This is a genomic window from Enterobacter sp. CPE_E1241 (assembly GCF_045618265.1).
GTDB classification, from domain to species: domain Bacteria; phylum Pseudomonadota; class Gammaproteobacteria; order Enterobacterales; family Enterobacteriaceae; genus Enterobacter; species Enterobacter adelaidei.
In genome coordinates, this window is sequence record NZ_JBIWYV010000001.1 from 2,244,533 (window position 1) to 2,263,402 (window position 18,870).

The following is an 18,870-nucleotide window of genomic DNA, read 5'->3' on the forward strand; positions in this document are numbered from 1 at the left end:
ATTGATCTTACCTACGTAATGATGGCACGCTTCTAAATAAAATTTTTGTTTTAAAATGGTTCCAGGCTTTGCCGGCATTGGCAGTTGTTACTCTCAGGAGCGCGATATGACCACCTTTTATCAATTTTCTGCTACCAGTCTGCGCGGCCAGGTTATCTCAATGGCTGACTATGCTGGCAAACTGGTTTTGGTGGTGAACACTGCCAGTCAGTGTGGATTCACTCCACAATACTCTGGCCTTGAAGCGCTCTACAAGAAGTATGCTGGCCATGGGTTTGTGGTGCTGGGTTTCCCCTGCAACCAGTTTGGTAAGCAGGAACCCGGTGGTGCTGATGAAATCGAGCAGACCTGTTATATCAACTATGGTGTGAGCTTCCCGATGTTCGAGAAAGTAGAGGTCAACGGCAACGCCGCGCACCCGGTGTTTCGTTACCTGAAAAATGAATTGCCCGGGGTGCTGGGTGGACGGATCAAGTGGAATTTCACGAAGTTCCTGATAGGTCGCGACGGCACACCGCTTAAGCGTTTTGCACCGTTCACGACGCCGGAGAAAATGGAAGCCTCTATCCTCGCTGCACTCAAGATCTGAGTGTTCCCGTTATTCGAGATATTTGCTTCTGGCGTACTTTCGGCAAACGGCAGGTAGTATGACCGCCCGTTGACAGGGGGGGCGTATACAATACCGCAAGGGATAAACTGATTGAAGCCGTCGCGTAAAATCACTTATTCTTTGCCGTTTAAACATGCAGGAGATGCGTCATGATCGGCGAAACGCGCGGGCGGGGAAGACCACGAAAAACAGAAAGCACCTATGCAGATACCCGTAATGATCTGATCCGCAGCGGACTTGAACTCCTGACGCAGAATGGTTTTCTTTCGACGGGAGTCGATGCCATTGTCAAAAATGCCAGTGTTCCAAAAGGCTCATTTTATTATTACTTCAAGAGCAAAGAGGAATACGTCCAGACCGTTCTGAGTGCTTACGACAGTTTCTTCGAGCACAAACTAAAAAAACATCTGCATGCGCCATCCTGCGCACCCATGCTACGTCTGGAAAATTTTATACACGATGCCTGCGACGGGATTAAAAAATACAATTTCACCCGGGGCTGCCTGGTTGGAAATATGATGCAGGAAAGTCCGGGGCTTCCTCCCTCCTTTATTAAACAGCTACAGGATATTCTTGAAAGCTGGCAAGCGCTTGTGGCGACCTGTTTGTCCGATGCATTATCTTCCGGTGAAATATGTTCTGATATGGATGATAAACAACTGGCCGCTATTTTCTGGAGTGGTTGGGAGGGGGCTGTAATGCGTGCCAAACTTTATTGTTCCACCCAACCTGTGTACGACTTCTGGAGCTACTTCAAAACGTCTGTACGCTATCAGGCCTCGCAGGATGTGGCACCTGAACAGTAAAAAGAGAGGGGCTGATAGCAGCCCCTCAAGAGAACGTTAATCCTGTCGATTTAGCTACATTTAATCACTGCCCGGCCACGAATACCGCCACTAAGAAGTGCTTCGGCCACCGAGATGGCCTCACTGAGCGGATATACGCTGGTCAGGCTATCCAGTCTGGATTCTGGTAAATACGTAATTGCCTGCTGCCAGATCGCCGCTCTTTTCTCTTTCGGGAACATGACACTGTCAATTCCTTTCAGCGTAATGCCACGCAGAATAAACGGGGCCACATTACCCATCATATCCATACCCTGGGCCATACCGCAGGCCGCAACAATACTGCCATAGCGAACTCCGGCGCAGGCATTACAGAGCGTGTGACTGCCGACCGTATCAATCGCGGCAGCCCAGCGTTCTTTCTGCAACGGTTTGCCTGGGCTGGAAAGCTCAGTGCGATTAATAATCTCATTGACCCCGACCGTTTTATAAAGCCATTCGGATTCTTGCGGGCGACCGGTAGACGCGGTGACCTGGAAGCCCATTGACGCCAGGATCATGGCCGCAATACTTCCGACGCCTCCGCTGGCTCCGGTAACAAGTACCGAGCCATCTTCAGGCTTAACACCGTGGTTCAGCAGGGCGTCAACACACAGCATCGCGGTAAAGCCTGCAGTTCCGATGGCCATGACGTGTTTACTGTTTGCGCCAGCCGGAAGCGGCGTCAGCCAGTCGCCTTTTACCCGTGCCTTTTCGGACAACCCGCCCCAGTGTTTTTCCCCTACACCCCAGCCGGTGAGGAGAACCTGATCACCGACCTGATATTCCGGATGCGAACTGGCGGACACAGTGCCAGCAAAATCGATGCCCGGCACCATCGGGAACTGACGAACGATAGGACCTCGCCCGGTGATAGCCAGGGCATCTTTGTAATTGATTGAAGAGTAGTCAATGTTGACAGTGACATCCCCGTCAGGCAGATCGCTTTCAGCTGTCTCAACAAATTGCGCAGAGTAATGGTCTTCTTTCTTGTTGATTAATAATGAGTTAAACATTTTTACCTCGTAAGTTTGGTTGTATGGCTACCCGTAAACAGCAGTATAATTTCAATATTGACCGATCGTCTAATAATCAGTGCTACTATCCCAGCGTTTTAGCAATATTCAAGAATTGTTTGTTAATTCATCGCATTATCGGGTGAGCTTTTGATTCGAATCAAAATGAGGAGCTGAATGCAGATTATGTATGCTCGTTTCAGACGTGAACCGGGAAACAAAACACACGTCAGACTCTGTTCAAATAGCGTTGGGGATAATCAGCGGGGCGGTTATCGGGCCAAACCCGCCGGCCTTTGCCAGCGGGGGAACTGGATCCTTACTCCCAGCGTTTCAACAGCAGGCTAGCGTTGACGCCACCAAAGCCAAAACCGTTCGACAGCGCGTAGTTCATCTTCTGAGGACGAGCCGCCAGCGCCACCAGGTTCAGGCCTTCCGCGTCTTCATCGGGGTGAGACAGGTTCAGCGTCGGCGGCACTATCTGGTCACGCAACGCCTGAATAGTGAAGATGGCCTCAATTCCGCCGGCTGCACCTAACAGATGACCGGTTGCTGATTTTGTGGACGTAATAGCAACGGGATGCGTGCCAAACAGGCTTTTAATCGCTGCCAGTTCACCTTTGTCTCCTACCTGAGTCGAAGTGGCGTGGGCATTGATATGGTCAATCTCTTTTACTGAGACACCCGCCTGACGAATGGCCATTTCCATGGCACGACGTGCGCCGTTACCGTCTTCCGGACCCGCTGTCAGGTGATACGCATCTGCGCTGGTGCCGTAGCCTACCAACTCTGCCAGCGGCGTGGCACCACGCGCCAGTGCATGCTCCAGCGACTCAATCACGATAAGCCCGGCACCTTCTCCCATCACAAAACCATCGCGGTCGCGGTCAAAGGGGCGAGAGGCCGCTTCCGGCTGGTCATTGGATGCGGTGGAGAGTGCTCTTGCTGCGGCAAACCCGGCAAGGCTAACGCGATGAATCGCCGCTTCTGAACCGCCACAGAGGGCGATATCGGCCTCGCCGCTGCGGATCATTCGTGCAGCATCGCCAATGGCCTGCGCACCTGCCGCACAGGCGGTGACCGGCGCGCCGATGGGACCACGAAAACCATGGGCAATTGACACATGTCCGGCGGCGAGATTGGCAAGAAAAGAGGGGATGGTGAACGGAGACAGGCGACGCGGCCCGCGCTCATCCGTCGTATGTACCGCATTGGCGATCTCGCTGAACCCGCCGATCCCAGTAGCGATGACCGTTGCAGTACGATCTTGTTCTGTCGTTGATGCAGGCGACCACCCGGCCTGCGTCAGCGCTTCACGCGCGGCAACCAGCGCAAATTCGATAAAGCGATCCATCTTTTTACGTTCTTTGGCCGGAATGGTTGCCAGCGGATCGAAGCCGTGCAGCGGGTCGTTCTCAATGGACGGAACCTGTCCAGCGACTTTGCAGGGAATATCGTCGACCAACTTCTCGCTAAGCTTTGTAATACCTGACTTTCCTGCCAGCAGCGACTGCCAGACGTGTTGTACACCGCAGCCCAGGGGGCTGACAATCCCCATCCCGGTTACAACAATGCGTTTAGCTGAAACGCCCATAAACAACTCTCCTGTATGAGTAATGTGCCGGCGACTTTTTCAGCAATGAAACCAGCAGCGCGACAATCAAAAAACCGATCATGATGAGGTCAATTACTTCGGGAAATACCTTGCTTCGTTCCTCCCGCTAATTCAGGTCGGATTCATGGCTGGCATCTCTGTAAGGTTCGGGTTGGAATTTTTGCGCGCTATCGCCTTCGCGTTTGCGCAGCAGATATTCGTGGCGGTATTTCATCATCGGTGAGGCTGCGGGTCCCGGTACCATGGTGTATTTGCCTGTAACAATCTCCTCACCGGTTGCTTTATCGACCAGGATCGGCTCCACAGAACGCTGGGTTTCACTTTCCACCAATTGCATCTGACGGCCTTCGGGTGAAAAGTGGCGGCTTCCCCATTCCGCCATCGCCAGCAGAACCATGCGAAAATCGCGTCCGCTTTGTGTGAGGTGATATTCGTAGCGCGGTGGTGAACTGCTGTAGCAAATCTTCTCCAGCAATCCGTCATCTACCAGCGACTTAAGACGGCGCGAAAGAATATTGGGCGCGACGTTACTGCTTTTCTGGAACTCGTCAAAGCGGGTAAAACCCGAAGCGGCGTCGCGCAGGATCATGATGCTCCAGCTGTCACCAATACGGCCAAGACTACGGGCGATGGGGCAGGGAGCGTGGCAAAGCAGTTCATTTTTCATGGGCTGACCTGGATGAATAGGTGGCTTTCGCAAGCAAATTGGCATAGTAACTATCAAAATGCAAGTTACTTGAGAGCAAATCAAAATGTTGCATCCAGTTTCAGCACACAGATAAAAACAGATGAAATGTTAGTCAGTGATGGGGTGGTCAGCCTGGATAAGACGTTTAGCCAGTTTCTTTTGCAGAATAACAATAATAATGGGGGAAACTGATGCGAAAATTGCAGATGCTGCCAGCAACGTGTTGATATTTCGTGGTGCCATGACGTACCCTGGTAACAGGTAAGCAGAGAGGAAAAATGCGACTGTTGTAGTCAAATACATTATTGATGTCTGTAATGAAGCGAACCCGGCTCGTTGTTTGTCATCAGGAAACTGAATCGTCACCACCGAAGTCGAAACCAGACGGCTGTAAGATGCGCCAAGGAATAAAGTAATGAACAGAGCCGGATGCGGATAACCCAGGATGGGTATGAGTAAACTCAGGATAAAGACGATGGTTGACCCTGAGGCCAAAATCAAAGCAGATATACGGGAAGCTAACGCGCCAGTCATTTTTGTAGACAGATACCCACTCATCCCTCCAACGAAGAACAACCAGGGTAACAGGTCCTGCGAAGCGCTCAATTGCTGTGTCATTACCGGCACCAGAACGGGAATGACCAACATCGAACTAAACTGTACAAGTGCATTACTGGAAGCAAACAGTAAAGTATCAGCGTCGAGAGTGAGTGTGCGGGTGGGCTCGAAAGAGACGGGATCCTGAGGGATGATGGAAACAATCAGCGGCAATGCCAACAAACACAGTGCACTGATTAACCACAAAGCGATATGCCAGCCATAATGAGTACACAAAAATAATATTGTGGGCATTCCTGCAATGCTGACTATCGAAAATGATGCAATCACCGTCGCCAACATTTTCCCCCGCAAGTTAGTTGGTGCGTGGCTTATCAATATACTGATACCCACCCCCATTGTCGTTCCTCCGACTAATCCTGCGCAGAATCGTAATATAAGCAGAAGGCTAAAATGGGAGGTAAATGTAGTCAAAAGTGTCACCAGGCCTAGTAATGCCATATTGGCAATTAAAAAACGTTTCCTGTTGAAGTGACCTATCCAGTAAAAGGCGATAATCCCAGACAGCACGGCTCCAGCTGTGTACATGCCGGATACATAGCCAGAGTATGATACGGGGACAGCGAAATCAGCGGCCATAAAAGCAAAAATAGGGTTGAACATCATATATTCCAGCGCATTAGTGAACTGGATAAAAGCCATTACAATCGCTATTCGTATAAGGGTTTTATGATTAAACATTGTGTTGACCAGTGGCATAGCAAGCAACCTGTGGATGAAAGATACCCGAGTTTAACTACTATCAATGCAGTTCATTAGATGGTAAAAATGGCACTTATTATTATCATTTTTGGGATAGTTGATGCGTTCGGCTCTTGATTTTAATACCCTTAAAGTGTTCACGGCGGTGGTTGAAAGAGAAAGTTTTATTGGGGCCTCAAAGTTCCTTGAAATGCCTACATCTAATGTAAGTCGCTGTATTTCTCAGTTAGAAGACAAACTGAATCTTCAGCTTATTGAGCGCAGCACCCGACATATGAAACTTACTCAGGCGGGGCACTTACTCTATGCCCGGGCTAAGCCACTACTGGAGGCGCTTGAGCAAACTGAAACAGAATTAACGTTACGGCAAATGCAACTCAAGGGTCCATTACGCATTTGTATTCCGAATGAAATAGGTCCTGCATTGCTGGGCTCTGTTGTTGCCGATTTCGCTTGCCAGTATCCCGAGTTGGAAATAAGCTGCGTAACAAATTTGTCTGGTTTTGAATCCCTGCGAGATGATCTTGATTTAGCTGTTATCGTTAGCCGTGGTCAAATGGATGACTGTGACTACATAGCCCGTCATCTGGTGACTATCCCTTGCACTATTGTTGCAGCCCCCTCCGTTATTCAGCGTTATGGTACACCTTCTCGGATACAGCAATTTGAAGAGTTACCCTGTATTACAACGGTAAGTGCACTGAGAGGTGCTCCCTGGCAGTTTGTTAATAAAAAAGGGGGATTTGAAACCATTAAGGTTAAAGGTCATTACCGGGTAAACAGCGGAGAAATGGCAGGGCGAGCGGCGGTCGCAGGTGTCGGTTTTGCCATTCTTTCGAAACAAGCCTGTCAGCCATACATTAACAATGGACAGTTAATCGAAGTTGAGTTTGAACAATCGCCAGCGCCATTGCAATTGTTTGCACTTTATTCAGAACGACGCTATTTGCCTGCTAAAACACGAGCGCTCATTGATTTCATGCAGCAGAAATTGAGCAAAAATCCTGAGTAACACAAGGTAATGTTGCATAGCCAAAGGGTTTAGCATCTTATTCGACTTGTTTGTCCATATTTGTCATATGACGACAGCGAGTTTGTATGGCATAAGAGTGATTAACGAACATAAAAAGGAGTGACATTATGACGCTTTATGACCTTCGAGCCGAAGCAATTGCATTACCTGAGAGCTGGCACTCTACTGTATTAGGCCGCATTGGCACCGCAAATCTCAAAGTTTTACGCATGGATGAACGCTCAGTCATTGAAGAGGTACATGCGTACGACGAGGGGTTACTGGTTATTGATGGACGTCTGGAGCTGAGTGTGAAAGGAAACAAAATCTCTGTTACGTCCGGCCAGCTTTATGTCGCGAAAGCGGGTATTCCTCATACGGTAGAACCCGGCAGTTTTGGCACACTGGTTATCATTGATTTACCAGAAACGGACGTTGCTTGACGATAGTATGTCAGCTCAGTGCCAAAGGCGGACGTGGCTTTCCAGCGTTGATTGTCCTAAAAATTAATGACCCTATGTAATCAGGACAATACTATGCTCCTTGAGAAACTTAAACGTCTCGAATGCTCTCTTCATAATAACAAGCGGAACGATCGGAAATGGCTTGAACAGATACTTCATGAGGAATTTCGAGAGATAACGCGATCTGGCATGTTAGTTGATCGGGCAGAAACAATAGAGGCACTTTCTACTGAAGTTGGTGGTTCAATAATACACAGTGACGAATTTAGACTTATCATCGTTAGAAATAATTTCGCAATATTGCATTATAGGACTTTTGATCCAGATGGTAGTAATGCCTCTCTTCGTTCTTCATGCTGGGAAATGAATGGAAATGGCCAATGGCAATTGGTATTCCATCAGGGAACGCCTGAGTCGAAGCGCGTTTAGATCCAGGTCGCAACGTCCGCTCCTCGCTCAAAGAATACCCCCACATTTACTCATGCAGGTCTGCTTCGTGCCGGACGCGGACACCGTTTACCCCCGAAGCCACGGTGTGATCGTCAGCCCGGTCAGCAAACCTTCCGGACTAAGCAGGCGAGTGACGGTTTGCCCCCACGGTTCAGTGCGGTTAGCCACCAGCAGGCGATAACCTTTATCCCTCAGGATACGGGTAGCAGAAGCGAGATCCTGCACCTCGTATTCAATCCATCCCTGAGGTATCGGATGATCGGCTGGCCACTGCTCCTGGCCAAAACATGACGTGGCAGCCTGCGAAAGCGGCCAGACGGCAAAATGTTTAACCCCCTGCAAAAGACCTTCTTCGGCAAGAAGATAGTCGCTATTACCTTCCATCGGCTTTAGCGGCAATCCGAGCGTCTCGACATAAAACCCGTAACTGGACTCTGTATTTCGCGAAATGGGTCCGAAACCCGCGATAAATAACACGTCAACTCCCGGTAAAATCTGCGACATAGCACCCCCTGGATTGCCTGAAATTAATGCTGAATTTAAAGTATGGCTGGCATTAACACTACCCTCAATTCTGGTATCTCATTTACCGTATCGGGCATGCCGCCACGGGTTTAAACGTAAGGGCGATGACGATCAACAGCACGACACCGGCGCTCATTACCAGCCAGGCGCTGGTCAGTGAAACCGCATTGTCGCGAACGATCCCCGCAATTAATGGCATGAGTGCCGCAATCATGTACCCGCCGCCTTGCACTTTCGAAAGTAATTTCCCTGCCTGGGCAGGTGTTTGTGCGTGATCGAATGTGACGATGAGCGACAGCGGGAAGAGGGCGCCGATACCTGTGCCAAGCAGTAAGGTTGATATTACGGGCGTGGTTCCTGGCGAAAAGACCAGACACATTAACCCCGCCAGCAGCAACAGCAGAACAGTAATCAGCGGAACGCGACGGTCGGGGAATTTACCAATTAGCGCAGAGACAACAAACCCTGCGACAACTTCGGTTAATGTTAGCCAGGCCAGCATATAACCGCTGCTGCGTGCGCTCCATCCCGCCTGAATATAGAGCGGTGGCAGCCACGCCAGAACCAGCGTGTAGGCTCCCGTCCCCACACCGAAAAAGAGCAGCAATAGCCCTGTACGGGAAGAGGAGAGAGTCACTGATTCGCGCACTGGCGTTTGCCCGCGATGATGCTTAACCAACGCCAGCCACAGTACCAGCGCAAGCAGCGTTAACACACCTGCCATCGCCAGCGCGGGCTTCAGCGCAAGCCATGAAAATAACGGCTCGGCACTGGCGGCCGCTAATGCGGCCCCGGCCATAATGCCCGTGCTGAACAGGGACATCACCGTGCTGGCCGTCTGTGCATACTCCCTTTTTATCAGAGCAGGCATTAACGCCTGGATCATGCCTATGCTGGCCCCGCCCAATAATGCTGTGGTCATCAGGCCGGTCAGCGTGGCGCTCATCCCCCGGAATGAACAGGCCAGGAGCAGGATGAAAAGTCCGATCATAATCCCCCGGACGGCACCCACTCTGGCTAAAAGCCAGGGGCCGCTTAATGCCGCCAGCCCCATCATGGCGACAGGTAGCGTGGTAAGCAGGCTGAACTCTGTGGCTGATAACCCCACTTCACGTTGAAGTACTGAAAACAACGGTCCGACAGAAGCAAGTATAGGGCGCAGGTTCAACCCGACGATAAAAGCGATAACGGCAAAGAGTAAAGGCGATGTGCGTTTCAACATGAGATCCTTTTCGGTAGTGAGCAGCCAGGGCAAAACACCGCAAGCATTTATCTTAACGTTAAGATAAAATCTTTTTTTGTGTAAGATGTACCGCACAACAGGATAAATTCCCGCGTTATCAGGGGTGAAAATGAAAGACCATGTCGATTTTGTTGTTGACCAGTGGGGCAGTGCCATGCCGGAACTGGATGTCTCATCGATGAAAATTTTTGGCCGCATGCTCAGGTTGATGAAGCATCTTGCAAAAAAGCGTGCGCAGGCCATGGCGTCGTTCGGTTTTCGCGAGGGCGAATTTGATGTGCTTGCCACGTTGCGTCGCGCCGGTGAGCCCTATTGCCTGTCGCCCACGCAGCTGTATAAATCGCTGTTGATCACCTCTGGGGCAATGACTAACCGGCTCAATCATCTGGAACAACAAGGTTTTATCCGGCGGATTGCTGACCCTGAAGACAAACGCAGCACCCTCGTCAGCCTGACGCCTCACGGGCAGGAGTGTATTGAACGCGCGTTGATCGTTCATACAGAAACACAGAATGTACTACTGAAACCGTTATCGGGCGAACAACACGGGCAGCTTGAATCCCTGCTGAGGGAATTACTGCTGACATTTCCTCCGGAGGCGTCGGGGGATAAATGACTGAGCACTGGCCGGAATATCGCAAAAAACAAGGTGAATGATGTCATTACCACCACTGTATGCCCTACGCGCGTTTGAAGCGGCCGCACGGCTGAACTCATTCAGTAAAGCCGCTGAAACGCTCAATATTACGCCGGGCGCGGTCAGCAGACATGTCCGGACGCTTGAGTTGTGGTTCGACTGTGAGCTTTTTAAACGACAAGGCCCGAGAGTCGAGGTGAGTGAGGCCGGACGGATTCTTGCCGGGCAACTCAGCGAAAGTTTCGCCAGCATGGAGTGGGCATGTCGGGCATTCAGAAGTGAACATCACCTCCTGCGCCTCAAAGCCCCCAGCTCGCTTACCATGAGGTGGTTGCTCGATGCCCTGAGAACTTTTCGCGAGAGCCATGCGAAACCCAAAGTTGAAATAGCCAGTGTCTGGATGGACATTGATACCGTTGATTTCACTCGCGAGCCTTACGATTGCGCGATACTCCTCGGAAATGGGTATTTTGGTGAAGCCACAGAGAGCCGCTTGCTTTTCAGTGAATGGCTTATCCCCGCTTGCGCCCCCTCTTTGCTGGAATCTGCCCGGCATCATCTTCCTCAGTGCGATCTTATCCATCCCTCACCGGACAGACGAGACTGGAGAAGGTGGCTGAAAAGGACGGGGAAATTTCCAGGACTCGACGTGAGTGGCGGGATTGTCTTTGATACCCTTGAACAGGGAAGTCTTGCGGCCATGAACGGTCATGGTGTCGCTATGACTGACCTTCGTCTCTCGTCAGAAGCCCTGACGGGTGGCCTTCTCGTCCTTCCCTTTCGGGAGGCCATCGCAACAGGAGAGGGCTACTATATTGTCTGGCCGAAAAATTCGCTCAGAAAGCAAAGTATCGAACGCCTGTTAGGCTGGTTTAATCTTAATACTCCGGTTGTTCCTTCTCTGGATATTGTATGTCTTTATTGGGATTATAAAAGGTCGTACTGAAACAGGATATTCCCTGCGGAGTATCCTGTCTGTCAGCATTATTTATGCGTAGGGGATGTTAGCCATTTTCTTATATCTATCCGGCAATGCACTATTCAGGTTGAGCAATTTATCCAGAATGTAGAGGGCAGGCGCTCCTTTTTCCCGCTCTGCATCGATCAACGCAGTGCGTAATACGTTGGCAGCCGCTGTCATTTTATGAAAATAATCCACTGCTTCAGATGCCTGCATTTCATCTGACGCGGTGTTAGGCACCCGGGACCATTTCGCGAAGTCAGGCAGGGGAAGGGGGATGTCTTCTTTGGGTAAATACGCAGAAAGCAACTCCTCAGCTTTGCCAGGCTCACTAAGGGCGAATGAGAGCAGATGCAGGCGATGTATAAATTGTGAAAGTGCTTCAGAGTTTCCTTTCTCAGCTGAAAGTATTTTTATAAACGTATGTAAATTTTCAGATGTGGTGTTTTTATGTGGTAAAACTATATTCATTAAATGGCATAAAATTTCTAGCGTCATAGGTTCCTCATCAACTCTCATTATTATTTAGAGTATGCGTCTCGATGTTCATTTCATCGAACAGCAATAAAGAAGGTTGAGGGAATGATATTTCAGTGCGGTTAAATTGAAAAACGACAAATAGTAAGACTGAGCGTGAGTTTTACTCAACATCGAATTTTACCCATAACACAGGGCTCGGAAGCTGCAGACGCGTTAAGGTCTTTGCTGGCTCTGAGGAGAATTTATTGAGGATCGCCGTAGCTGATTGTCTGTTTCTAATGGTATAACGTGCTGCGGCAATCGGGTTGCCGTAAGCTAACTACACTCCCAAAGGTTTATATGAAACAAATTACGTTCAGTGACCTGCAGCAACAAAGCGAGCAAGCCGCAAATTCCCCTCGCTTACGCGCTCATCGAAATTTGCACCCTGAGCTCAGCGATCCGGTTCAGCGTCTGGCTATTGCCATGGAACCAGGTACCTATGTTCGTCCTCATCGTCACCCGCACACGTTTGAACTGCTGACGGCTCTTAGCGGGCGCTTTTTAGTACTGAATTTTGATGACAACGGTAACGTGACCCAGCGTGTTGTACTGGGTGAAGATTGCAAGGTGCTGGAGATGGACGCGGGGATCTGGCATGCCGTGTTATCGCTGGATAAAGGCGGGGTCATTTTTGAGGTAAAACACGGTGGCTACCAGCCTGTTGCCGAACAAGATTCAGCCCCATGGGCACCTGCTGAAAACGAGCCAGGTACCGCGGAGCTAATGAAATGGTACGCTCAGGCACAAGTGGGTGACGGTGGTTTTACGCTGTAATGGTGCTCACAAGCCCTTGCAGGAAATCTTCTACCTGAGCAGGTGTCGCTGTATCTGCCTGGAAAAGAATATCGAGCGTGACGTTCTTCAAACCGCAGAAGCCGAAAATACCCTCGATTATCTGCGTCTGAATCGCCGTTGAGTAACCATGCTTATCGAATCCGCTGAGATCGGTGCCAGCAGTTGCTACAAGGCGAACGGGAACGTCACGTAAATTCCCCACAATCCGGCCATCTTCTGCCACCTTGTATGCCCAGTCCAGCGTCAAAACGCGATCAAACCAGCCTTTTAACAGACCGGGGACTGACCACCAGTACACCGGGAAGACAAACACCAGCATATCCGCTCGCTCGACACGCTGCTGCTCGCGCAGAATATCGCCGGGAAGGGCGCTGGGATCGCCGTGATATAAATCAAGATCGGGACGAGACATGGCCGGATTAAACCCTTCAGCATGCAGATCGGCAATTTCAACCTGCGTACCTTGCTCGCGTAATTTCCCGGCAATATGGGTTGCCAGCGAATGGGATAATGAGTTGTCGACAGGGTGAGCCGTCACGATCAATGCGTTATTAATGGCATTTGTAGCAGACATAGTGACCTCGAATGGGTAATAATTGACACCTATGTTACCATTGGTAACTTAAGCGTCAATCCACCCCGAGCGATCATTTTGTGCTATTCACGTAGGTCTCCAGCACGCCAGTCATGGCACCACTGAGCATATCTTCTGCAATATTTCGGGCGAGCGCGCCATTACCTGCGGCTGTGCTGAGAGCATCTGCTGCACCAATGAAGGCCGTCAGTACCGCTTCGCCCTGGACACCTTTCAGAACGATAAAAGGGGAAAGCGCGGTACGCAGACAGTCGGCACATTCCGCCACGCAGGCTTCCCGAAACGTCTGCAACGCGCGGGAGCCAGACAGTGCCGCGGCGATCGGTCCGGTTTCAGGCCCTGCGGTAATGGCGCAGTCGATATAGGCAGCGCTGAAAAAGCGGATCGTCTTTTCCAGGGTTTTGCTGTCGACCGCCAGCGTCTCACGGAATTTCGCCAGTTGCCGATCGCTATAATCCTGGTACAACGCCATCAGCAACCCTTCACGATCGCCAAAGTGGTCGTAGGGGATAGGTTTTGTCACGTTGGCCCGCTCGGCCAGATAACCGAGCGTCAGTGCCTCCGTGCCTTGCTGCCGGACAATACCACGCGCAACCTCCAGCAGTTGCACGCGGCGATCCTCTTTTCTTAAGCGCTTAACAACCATGCTTTCCTCAAAACTTTTATCTACTGATGGTAGTTTACACGTTTTCTGCGGGGCGCTGCACGCGTTGTTCCACCGGGTGGATCCTGAACCAGATCGCATACATTGCAGGCAGGAACACGAGCGTAACGATTGTTCCCCCTAACGTTCCGCCGATTAGCGTATAGGCCAGCGTTCCCCAGAAGACCGAATGCGTCAGGGGAATGAATGCCAGCACTGCAGCCATTGCGGTCAATAATACCGGTCGCGCCCGCTGGACCGTCGCCTCGACTACCGCCTGGAACGGGTCGAGACCTTCTTTCTGGTTATGGTCGATTTGCCCAATCAGAATCAACGTATTGCGCATAAGAATGCCTGAAAGAGCGATCAATCCGACCAGCGCATTGATGCCAAACGGCTGATTGAAAACCAGCAGTACAGGCACCACGCCAATCAGCCCCAGCGGAGCGGTTAAGAACACCATCACCATCGCCGAGAGTGAACGCACCTGCAGAATGATGATGAGAAGCGTCAGGGCAATCATGATCGGGAACAGCGGCAGCATGGCTTTTGTCGCCTTCCCCGATTCCTCAATAGAACCTGCCGTCTCGATACCGTATCCAGGCGGTAGGGCGTCAACAATCGGCTTGAGCTGTTTCATGATGGCGACAGACACATCCGGTGGCTGAAGATTGTCGGCGATATCGCCCCGCACGGTAATCGTGGGGGTACGATCGCGACGGCGCAGTATTGGGTCTTCCATGCCGATCTCAATTTTGCCGATTTGAGACAGCGGAATACGCTGTCCCGCATTGCCGACAAGGGTGAAACCCTCGATTTTTGCCGGGTCAAGACGGATATCACCCGCAGCACGACCAATGACTTCAACCGAACGAATATCTTCCCGCACAGAAGTAATCGGCACCCCGGATAGCAGGAACTGCAGCTGCTGAGCGACGGTGCTGGAGGTTAACCCGGTGGCCTGCAGGCGGTTCTGATCCAGAGTGAAATGTAATACGGGCACGCGCGATCCCCAGTCGGTGTTGACGGTTCTCATCATCGGGCTGGCCTGGAGTACGGCTTTCACCCGATCGGCAATGTCCCGTACTTGATCAACATTCGGCCCTGAGACTCGCCAGGCAACCGGGAAGGGGGAGTACGGACCAAACACCAGCTGCGTCACCCGCACGCGCGCTTCAGGCGCAAGCCCGTTGGCGACGGCGTCTCTGAGCCGCAACTTGAGCGCCTCGCGCGACGTTTCACCGTCCGTCAGGATCACGATTTTCGCAAATGAAGGGTCGGGCAACTCGGGTGCCATCGCCAGATAAAAACGGGGCGAGCCCTGACCAATATAGGCAGTGACAATTTTGGCTTCCGGCTGCTGGCCGAGCCACGCTTCAATTTTTGCCGTTGCGGCGCTGGTTTGCGCAATTGAGGTGCCGTAAGGCATCTGTACCTCAACCAGCACTTCCGGGCGATCGGAGGTCGGGAAGAACTGTTTTTTTACCAGCCCCATGCCGAGCACGGCCAGGATGAAAATGGCGACAACAGCACCTGCCACCTGCCATTTTCTGGCGATAACGCGGCCAAGCAGCTGGCGAAAACGGTTATAGCGGGGCGTGTTATAGATGGCGGCATGACCCCCTTCCACTTTGGGGATGTTGGGCAGGATCTTCACACCCAGATACGGTGTGAATACCACGGCGACAAACCACGACGCAATCAGTGCAAGGCCAACAATCCAGAACATATTGCTGGTGTATTCCCCGGCTGTCGACTGGGCAAAACCATTCGGCATAAAGCCAATCGCCGTTACCAGCGTACCGGCCAGCATCGGCGCGGCGGTATGGCTCCAGGCGTAGGCGGAAGCTTTGATTCTGTCGTAACCTTCCTCCATCTTCACCACCATCATTTCGATGGCGATAATGGCGTCATCAACCAGCAGACCGAGGGCGAGAATCAGGGAGCCAAGGGTGACGCGGTCAAAGTTTATTCCCGCGGCTTCCATCACCACGAAGACAACCGCCAGCGTCAGCGGTACCGCCGCCGCAACGACCACCCCCACGCGCCAGCCCATGCTGACAAAACAGACCACCATGACCACAAGCAGGGCGACAAAGAATTTGATCATGAATTCATCGACCGACGAGCGAATATTCACGGACTGGTCGGTGACTTTGCTCAGGGACATGCCAAGCGGCAGGCTATCATTTATTTTTGCCGTTTCCGCATCCAGCGCTTTACCCAGCGCCAGACCGTTCCAGCCTTCACGCATCACAATGCCCAGCAGAAGAGCGGGTTCATGCTGATTACGAATCAGCATCGTTGGGGGATCTTCATAGCCGCGTTCAACCGTTGCCACATCGGCCAGCCTGAGCGTTTTCCCCTGAGCCACAAAAGGTGTATTGCGGATCTTCTGCAACTCATTGAATGCACCATCCAGGCGGATAAAAATCTGTGCGCCCCGGGTCTCAATGGAACCCGCAGCGGTTAACGCGTTCTGGCTGTTGAGTGCATTGAAAATATCCTGCGGCGAGAGTCCCATTGTCGCCAGACGGTCATGCGAGAAGGAGATATAAATCCGTTCGGCCTGTTCACCAATAATGTTCACTTTCTTCACGCCAGGTACGTGCAGAAGCTGCTGGCGCAGGCCTTCGGCATCACGTACCAGCTGCCGCTGTGGCTCGCCTTTCGCTTTCAGGGCAAAGAGGGCAAAGGTAACATCCGAGAATTCGTCATTGAACATCGGGCCGAGGACGCCCGTCGGGAGATGTTGGGATTCATCCCCAAGCTTCTTACGCGCCTGATAGAACTCCTCCTGTACCTCTGTAGGAGGGGTCTTGTCCTGCAATGATAGCGTGATAAACGCCATACCAGGACGGGTATAGGTCTCCGTACGGTCATACCACTTAAGTTCCTGCAGCCGCTTTTCCAGCGGTTCGGCAACCTGATCCTGGATTTCTTGCGCGGTCGCACCCGGCCAGACGGTAATCACCGTCATTTGTTTCACCGTGAAGGGCGGATCTTCCGCGCGTCCGAGCCCAAAAAAGGCGTAAATACCGGCAATTGTCACAAGAACGATCAGGAACAGCGTGATGGATCGCTCGCGGACGGCCAGCGCTGAGAGGTTGAAGCGATTTCCGCTCATGGCGTGTTCTCCGCCAGGACGGCACTACGTTGTACGGCAAGCCTGACGATTTCACCTTCATGCAGAAGGTGGGCACCTAATGCAACAATCTTCTCGCCGGGCTTCACAGTTCCTGTGACCTGCACCGCATCTTCACCCACGCTCAGTACTTTGACGGGCGTCCATACGACCTTTGTCGGTTGGCTGGAAATGCGCCAGACGCCCGGACCTTTGCCTGCATCATAGAGTGATGCCAGTGGGACCTGCATGACCTGACCTTCCGCTTTATTGTCCTGAATGTTAATCGTGACGGTAGCCCCTAACGGTGCATTCGCCATTGCACCTTCCAGTACGTACCGTGCTTCAAAGGTGCGGGTTGTGGCGTCGGCTGAATCTGACAGCAGGCGCAGCGTTGCGGTGACCGGGTGTTTTTCATTGCCATAAAGTGTGGCTTGCGCTGCGCTGCCGACGGCAGGGCGCAACGTTTCCGGAAGCTGCACGAGCGCTTCACGCTGTCCTGCTCTGGCGAGCCTGATTACGACCTGCCCGGCACTGACAACCTGACCCGGTTCGGCGAGCGTCTCCATTACCACGCCGTCTGAATCCGCCAGCAGAACGGCATAGCCCGTAGCATTTTGCGCTACGTTGGCTTGTGCCCGGGCGGCGCTGAGATCGGCCCTGGCCGTATCGGCCGCCGCTTTGATCTGGTCATACTCCGAGGCAGACACGGCGCCGGAGGCCACAAGGCCGCGATAACGCGCCTCATCGCTGGACGCTTTTCTCGCACGCGCCTGGGCCGCGTCCACCGCGCGTTGCTGTGCCTGGGCCTGTAATCTCAGGTCAACCGGATCCAGGCGCAGTAAGGGTTGCCCCTGTTTGACACTCTGTCCCGTATCAACCAGGCGTTCGAGGATTTTTCCCTGAACCCTGAAACCTAAATCGCTTTGTGTTCTTGCGACCACCACACCCGTAAAAGCGTGGAGAGACTCGTTCGCAAGCTCAACGGAGGCCGAGCTGACAAGCGGTGGCCTGGTGCGTGGGTCATCACTCGCGGAAATATCGCCGCACGCCACAAGGGCAAACGGCAAGAGACAAACGGCAACGCGGGCTGAAGTGAGCCTGAGCATGGGAAACCTTTTTGAAATAACAGGACGGTATCCGCATTCTCTGACTAGTGACCAATATTGTCAATGGTCACAAATCAGGGGGCCAGGCTTCTTAAAATCAGTGAGGAGAGAAGTACCGCCGCAGTGGGGGCCATTTCGAGGTTGTACTGCAACTGAATGGGGTTAATGAAAGGGCACATCACCATGTGTATGGCATGGGTGACTTCATCCAGCGGCGTTTTTCTTTCGAACTCGCCGGCCTGCCTGCCTTCTATAATGATGCTCTCGATAAGCTTCATCAGGCTTTCCGCGTACCTTTCCGTCGAAGGCCACTGCTCGCGTGCGGCAACGGCGGCAATGTCGTAAAGCTTACGGTCGTGGAAAAACAGCTCGCTTCCTGCCTCGGTGAGCGCTTTGAAAAGACGGCGTAATTTCTCGCTTGCTGAAGGCGCATCATTGATGGCGGAAAGCACTGCCGCCATAATCAGCTCCAGGCGGTTAGCGCAGATCACTTCACCAATTGCTTGTTTGGAATCGAAAAACTTATAAATGTAGGACTTTGAAAAACCGATGGATTTAGCCAGTTCGGCGACGGTGGTTTTCTCATAGCCGTAGTGACCGAAGTGCTCAAAAGCCGCTTCGACGATTTGCTCTCTGACAGAGTGGTCAAGGGGACCACGTGTTGATGGGGCGTTCATATTTTTAGTCATTATTTAAGCTTAGCGTGACGGGATTTGA

General features: G+C 52.0%; 20 protein-coding genes. 8 read left to right on the plus strand and 12 right to left on the minus strand.

Annotation, left to right across the window (positions count from 1 at the left end; translation table 11 throughout):
* The first annotated feature begins 106 nt into the window (after nucleotides 1-106).
* On the plus strand, nucleotides 107-589 hold the full coding sequence (locus ACJ9Y9_RS10965) for a glutathione peroxidase (RefSeq protein ID WP_028017533.1): 483 nt from the start codon (nucleotides 107-109) through the stop codon (nucleotides 587-589).
* 170 nt (nucleotides 590-759) lie between these two features.
* Nucleotides 760-1,416 (plus strand): TetR/AcrR family transcriptional regulator, encoded by a 657-nt coding sequence (locus tag ACJ9Y9_RS10970; RefSeq protein WP_028017532.1) that lies wholly within the window; start codon nucleotides 760-762, stop codon nucleotides 1,414-1,416.
* Between the two features lie 50 nt (nucleotides 1,417-1,466).
* On the opposite strand, the gene ACJ9Y9_RS10975 is transcribed toward ACJ9Y9_RS10970, so the two are convergent.
* From ACJ9Y9_RS10975 to ACJ9Y9_RS10990, 4 genes are all read right to left on the minus strand, one after another.
* Nucleotides 1,467-2,450 carry an MDR family oxidoreductase gene (locus tag ACJ9Y9_RS10975; protein WP_028017531.1) on the minus strand — a complete coding sequence of 328 codons (984 nt, stop codon included), beginning with the start codon at nucleotides 2,448-2,450 and terminating at the stop codon, nucleotides 1,467-1,469.
* A 319-nt stretch (nucleotides 2,451-2,769) separates the two neighbouring features.
* Nucleotides 2,770-4,044: a beta-ketoacyl-ACP synthase II gene (gene fabF, locus ACJ9Y9_RS10980; RefSeq protein ID WP_028017530.1), complete on the minus strand. Its 1,275-nt coding sequence runs from the start codon at nucleotides 4,042-4,044 to the stop codon at nucleotides 2,770-2,772.
* A gap of 127 nt (nucleotides 4,045-4,171) precedes the next feature.
* The gene (locus tag ACJ9Y9_RS10985; protein ID WP_028017529.1) at nucleotides 4,172-4,732 is read right to left on the minus strand and encodes a helix-turn-helix domain-containing protein; all 561 of its coding nucleotides are present in this window, start codon (nucleotides 4,730-4,732) and stop codon (nucleotides 4,172-4,174) included.
* A gap of 129 nt (nucleotides 4,733-4,861) precedes the next feature.
* Nucleotides 4,862-6,070: an MFS transporter gene (locus tag ACJ9Y9_RS10990; protein ID WP_028017528.1), complete on the minus strand. Its 1,209-nt coding sequence runs from the start codon at nucleotides 6,068-6,070 to the stop codon at nucleotides 4,862-4,864.
* A gap of 103 nt (nucleotides 6,071-6,173) precedes the next feature.
* On the opposite strand from ACJ9Y9_RS10990, the gene ACJ9Y9_RS10995 reads away from it, so the two are divergent.
* The 3 genes from ACJ9Y9_RS10995 to ACJ9Y9_RS11005 all read left to right on the plus strand — a co-directional run bounded on the left by ACJ9Y9_RS10995 (nucleotide 6,174) and on the right by ACJ9Y9_RS11005 (nucleotide 7,978).
* Nucleotides 6,174-7,085, plus strand: a complete 912-nt coding sequence (locus tag ACJ9Y9_RS10995; protein WP_028017527.1) for a LysR family transcriptional regulator — start codon at nucleotides 6,174-6,176, stop codon at nucleotides 7,083-7,085.
* A 128-nt stretch (nucleotides 7,086-7,213) separates the two neighbouring features.
* The gene (locus ACJ9Y9_RS11000; RefSeq protein WP_028017526.1) at nucleotides 7,214-7,528 is read left to right on the plus strand and encodes a cupin domain-containing protein; all 315 of its coding nucleotides are present in this window, start codon (nucleotides 7,214-7,216) and stop codon (nucleotides 7,526-7,528) included.
* Between the two features lie 93 nt (nucleotides 7,529-7,621).
* Nucleotides 7,622-7,978, plus strand: coding sequence for a DUF4440 domain-containing protein (locus ACJ9Y9_RS11005; RefSeq protein ID WP_028017525.1), 357 nt, complete (start codon nucleotides 7,622-7,624; stop codon nucleotides 7,976-7,978).
* An 87-nt stretch (nucleotides 7,979-8,065) separates the two neighbouring features.
* On the opposite strand, the gene ACJ9Y9_RS11010 is transcribed toward ACJ9Y9_RS11005, so the two are convergent.
* Both ACJ9Y9_RS11010 and ACJ9Y9_RS11015 read right to left on the minus strand, forming a co-directional pair.
* Entirely contained in the window at nucleotides 8,066-8,503 is a 438-nt protein-coding gene (locus ACJ9Y9_RS11010) for a glyoxalase/bleomycin resistance/dioxygenase family protein (RefSeq protein ID WP_028017524.1), read from the minus strand.
* Between the two features lie 82 nt (nucleotides 8,504-8,585).
* Nucleotides 8,586-9,746: an MFS transporter gene (locus ACJ9Y9_RS11015; protein WP_032666831.1), complete on the minus strand. Its 1,161-nt coding sequence runs from the start codon at nucleotides 9,744-9,746 to the stop codon at nucleotides 8,586-8,588.
* Between the two features lie 130 nt (nucleotides 9,747-9,876).
* Between ACJ9Y9_RS11015 and ACJ9Y9_RS11020 the strand changes: the two genes are divergently transcribed.
* Both ACJ9Y9_RS11020 and ACJ9Y9_RS11025 read left to right on the plus strand, forming a co-directional pair.
* Entirely contained in the window at nucleotides 9,877-10,383 is a 507-nt protein-coding gene (locus tag ACJ9Y9_RS11020) for a MarR family winged helix-turn-helix transcriptional regulator (RefSeq protein WP_028017522.1), read from the plus strand.
* 40 nt (nucleotides 10,384-10,423) lie between these two features.
* Nucleotides 10,424-11,350 (plus strand): LysR substrate-binding domain-containing protein, encoded by a 927-nt coding sequence (locus tag ACJ9Y9_RS11025; RefSeq protein WP_032666830.1) that lies wholly within the window; start codon nucleotides 10,424-10,426, stop codon nucleotides 11,348-11,350.
* 42 nt (nucleotides 11,351-11,392) lie between these two features.
* On the opposite strand, the gene ACJ9Y9_RS11030 is transcribed toward ACJ9Y9_RS11025, so the two are convergent.
* Nucleotides 11,393-11,863, minus strand: coding sequence for a hypothetical protein (locus ACJ9Y9_RS11030; RefSeq protein WP_028017519.1), 471 nt, complete (start codon nucleotides 11,861-11,863; stop codon nucleotides 11,393-11,395).
* A gap of 321 nt (nucleotides 11,864-12,184) precedes the next feature.
* Here ACJ9Y9_RS11030 and ACJ9Y9_RS11035 point away from each other — a divergent pair, with 321 nt between their 5' ends.
* The gene (locus ACJ9Y9_RS11035; protein WP_028017518.1) at nucleotides 12,185-12,661 is read left to right on the plus strand and encodes a WbuC family cupin fold metalloprotein; all 477 of its coding nucleotides are present in this window, start codon (nucleotides 12,185-12,187) and stop codon (nucleotides 12,659-12,661) included.
* Here the strand turns inward: ACJ9Y9_RS11035 and ACJ9Y9_RS11040 are convergent.
* The 5 genes from ACJ9Y9_RS11040 to ACJ9Y9_RS11060 all read right to left on the minus strand — a co-directional run bounded on the left by ACJ9Y9_RS11040 (nucleotide 12,651) and on the right by ACJ9Y9_RS11060 (nucleotide 18,842).
* The gene (locus ACJ9Y9_RS11040; protein ID WP_028017517.1) at nucleotides 12,651-13,256 is read right to left on the minus strand and encodes an NAD(P)H-dependent oxidoreductase; all 606 of its coding nucleotides are present in this window, start codon (nucleotides 13,254-13,256) and stop codon (nucleotides 12,651-12,653) included. The genes ACJ9Y9_RS11035 and ACJ9Y9_RS11040 overlap by 11 nt on opposite strands.
* Nucleotides 13,257-13,329: 73 nt before the next feature.
* On the minus strand, nucleotides 13,330-13,923 hold the full coding sequence (locus ACJ9Y9_RS11045) for a TetR/AcrR family transcriptional regulator (RefSeq protein ID WP_028017516.1): 594 nt from the start codon (nucleotides 13,921-13,923) through the stop codon (nucleotides 13,330-13,332).
* 34 nt (nucleotides 13,924-13,957) lie between these two features.
* Entirely contained in the window at nucleotides 13,958-17,047 is a 3,090-nt protein-coding gene (locus ACJ9Y9_RS11050; protein ID WP_028017515.1) for an efflux RND transporter permease subunit, read from the minus strand.
* Nucleotides 17,044-18,153, minus strand: coding sequence for an efflux RND transporter periplasmic adaptor subunit (locus ACJ9Y9_RS11055; protein ID WP_028017514.1), 1,110 nt, complete (start codon nucleotides 18,151-18,153; stop codon nucleotides 17,044-17,046). The genes ACJ9Y9_RS11050 and ACJ9Y9_RS11055 overlap by 4 nt, the downstream gene beginning before the upstream one ends.
* A gap of 74 nt (nucleotides 18,154-18,227) precedes the next feature.
* Nucleotides 18,228-18,842 (minus strand): TetR/AcrR family transcriptional regulator, encoded by a 615-nt coding sequence (locus ACJ9Y9_RS11060; protein ID WP_028017513.1) that lies wholly within the window; start codon nucleotides 18,840-18,842, stop codon nucleotides 18,228-18,230.
* Nucleotides 18,843-18,870 lie beyond the last annotated feature (28 nt).

Excerpts from the sequence above, each read along its gene's own strand:
- ACJ9Y9_RS11000 (WP_028017526.1), top strand. The coding sequence starts at position 7,214 with ATGACGCTTTATGACCTTCGAGCCGAAGCAATTGCATTACCTGAGAGC.
- ACJ9Y9_RS11005 (WP_028017525.1), top strand. The coding sequence starts at position 7,622 with ATGCTCCTTGAGAAACTTAAACGTCTCGAATGCTCTCTTCATAATAAC.
- ACJ9Y9_RS11020 (WP_028017522.1), top strand. The coding sequence starts at position 9,877 with ATGAAAGACCATGTCGATTTTGTTGTTGACCAGTGGGGCAGTGCCATG.
- ACJ9Y9_RS11045 (WP_028017516.1), bottom strand. The coding sequence starts at position 13,923 with ATGGTTGTTAAGCGCTTAAGAAAAGAGGATCGCCGCGTGCAACTGCTG.
- ACJ9Y9_RS11030 (WP_028017519.1), bottom strand. The coding sequence starts at position 11,863 with ATGACGCTAGAAATTTTATGCCATTTAATGAATATAGTTTTACCACAT.
- ACJ9Y9_RS10975 (WP_028017531.1), bottom strand. The coding sequence starts at position 2,450 with ATGTTTAACTCATTATTAATCAACAAGAAAGAAGACCATTACTCTGCG.
- ACJ9Y9_RS10995 (WP_028017527.1), top strand. The coding sequence starts at position 6,174 with ATGCGTTCGGCTCTTGATTTTAATACCCTTAAAGTGTTCACGGCGGTG.
- fabF (WP_028017530.1), bottom strand. The coding sequence starts at position 4,044 with ATGGGCGTTTCAGCTAAACGCATTGTTGTAACCGGGATGGGGATTGTC.
- ACJ9Y9_RS11015 (WP_032666831.1), bottom strand. The coding sequence starts at position 9,746 with ATGTTGAAACGCACATCGCCTTTACTCTTTGCCGTTATCGCTTTTATC.
- ACJ9Y9_RS11060 (WP_028017513.1), bottom strand. The coding sequence starts at position 18,842 with ATGACTAAAAATATGAACGCCCCATCAACACGTGGTCCCCTTGACCAC.
- ACJ9Y9_RS10985 (WP_028017529.1), bottom strand. The coding sequence starts at position 4,732 with ATGAAAAATGAACTGCTTTGCCACGCTCCCTGCCCCATCGCCCGTAGT.
- ACJ9Y9_RS11040 (WP_028017517.1), bottom strand. The coding sequence starts at position 13,256 with ATGTCTGCTACAAATGCCATTAATAACGCATTGATCGTGACGGCTCAC.
- ACJ9Y9_RS11050 (WP_028017515.1), bottom strand. The coding sequence starts at position 17,047 with ATGAGCGGAAATCGCTTCAACCTCTCAGCGCTGGCCGTCCGCGAGCGA.
- ACJ9Y9_RS10990 (WP_028017528.1), bottom strand. The coding sequence starts at position 6,070 with ATGCCACTGGTCAACACAATGTTTAATCATAAAACCCTTATACGAATA.
- ACJ9Y9_RS11025 (WP_032666830.1), top strand. The coding sequence starts at position 10,424 with ATGTCATTACCACCACTGTATGCCCTACGCGCGTTTGAAGCGGCCGCA.
- ACJ9Y9_RS11055 (WP_028017514.1), bottom strand. The coding sequence starts at position 18,153 with ATGCTCAGGCTCACTTCAGCCCGCGTTGCCGTTTGTCTCTTGCCGTTT.
- ACJ9Y9_RS11035 (WP_028017518.1), top strand. The coding sequence starts at position 12,185 with ATGAAACAAATTACGTTCAGTGACCTGCAGCAACAAAGCGAGCAAGCC.
- ACJ9Y9_RS10965 (WP_028017533.1), top strand. The coding sequence starts at position 107 with ATGACCACCTTTTATCAATTTTCTGCTACCAGTCTGCGCGGCCAGGTT.
- ACJ9Y9_RS10970 (WP_028017532.1), top strand. The coding sequence starts at position 760 with ATGATCGGCGAAACGCGCGGGCGGGGAAGACCACGAAAAACAGAAAGC.
- ACJ9Y9_RS11010 (WP_028017524.1), bottom strand. The coding sequence starts at position 8,503 with ATGTCGCAGATTTTACCGGGAGTTGACGTGTTATTTATCGCGGGTTTC.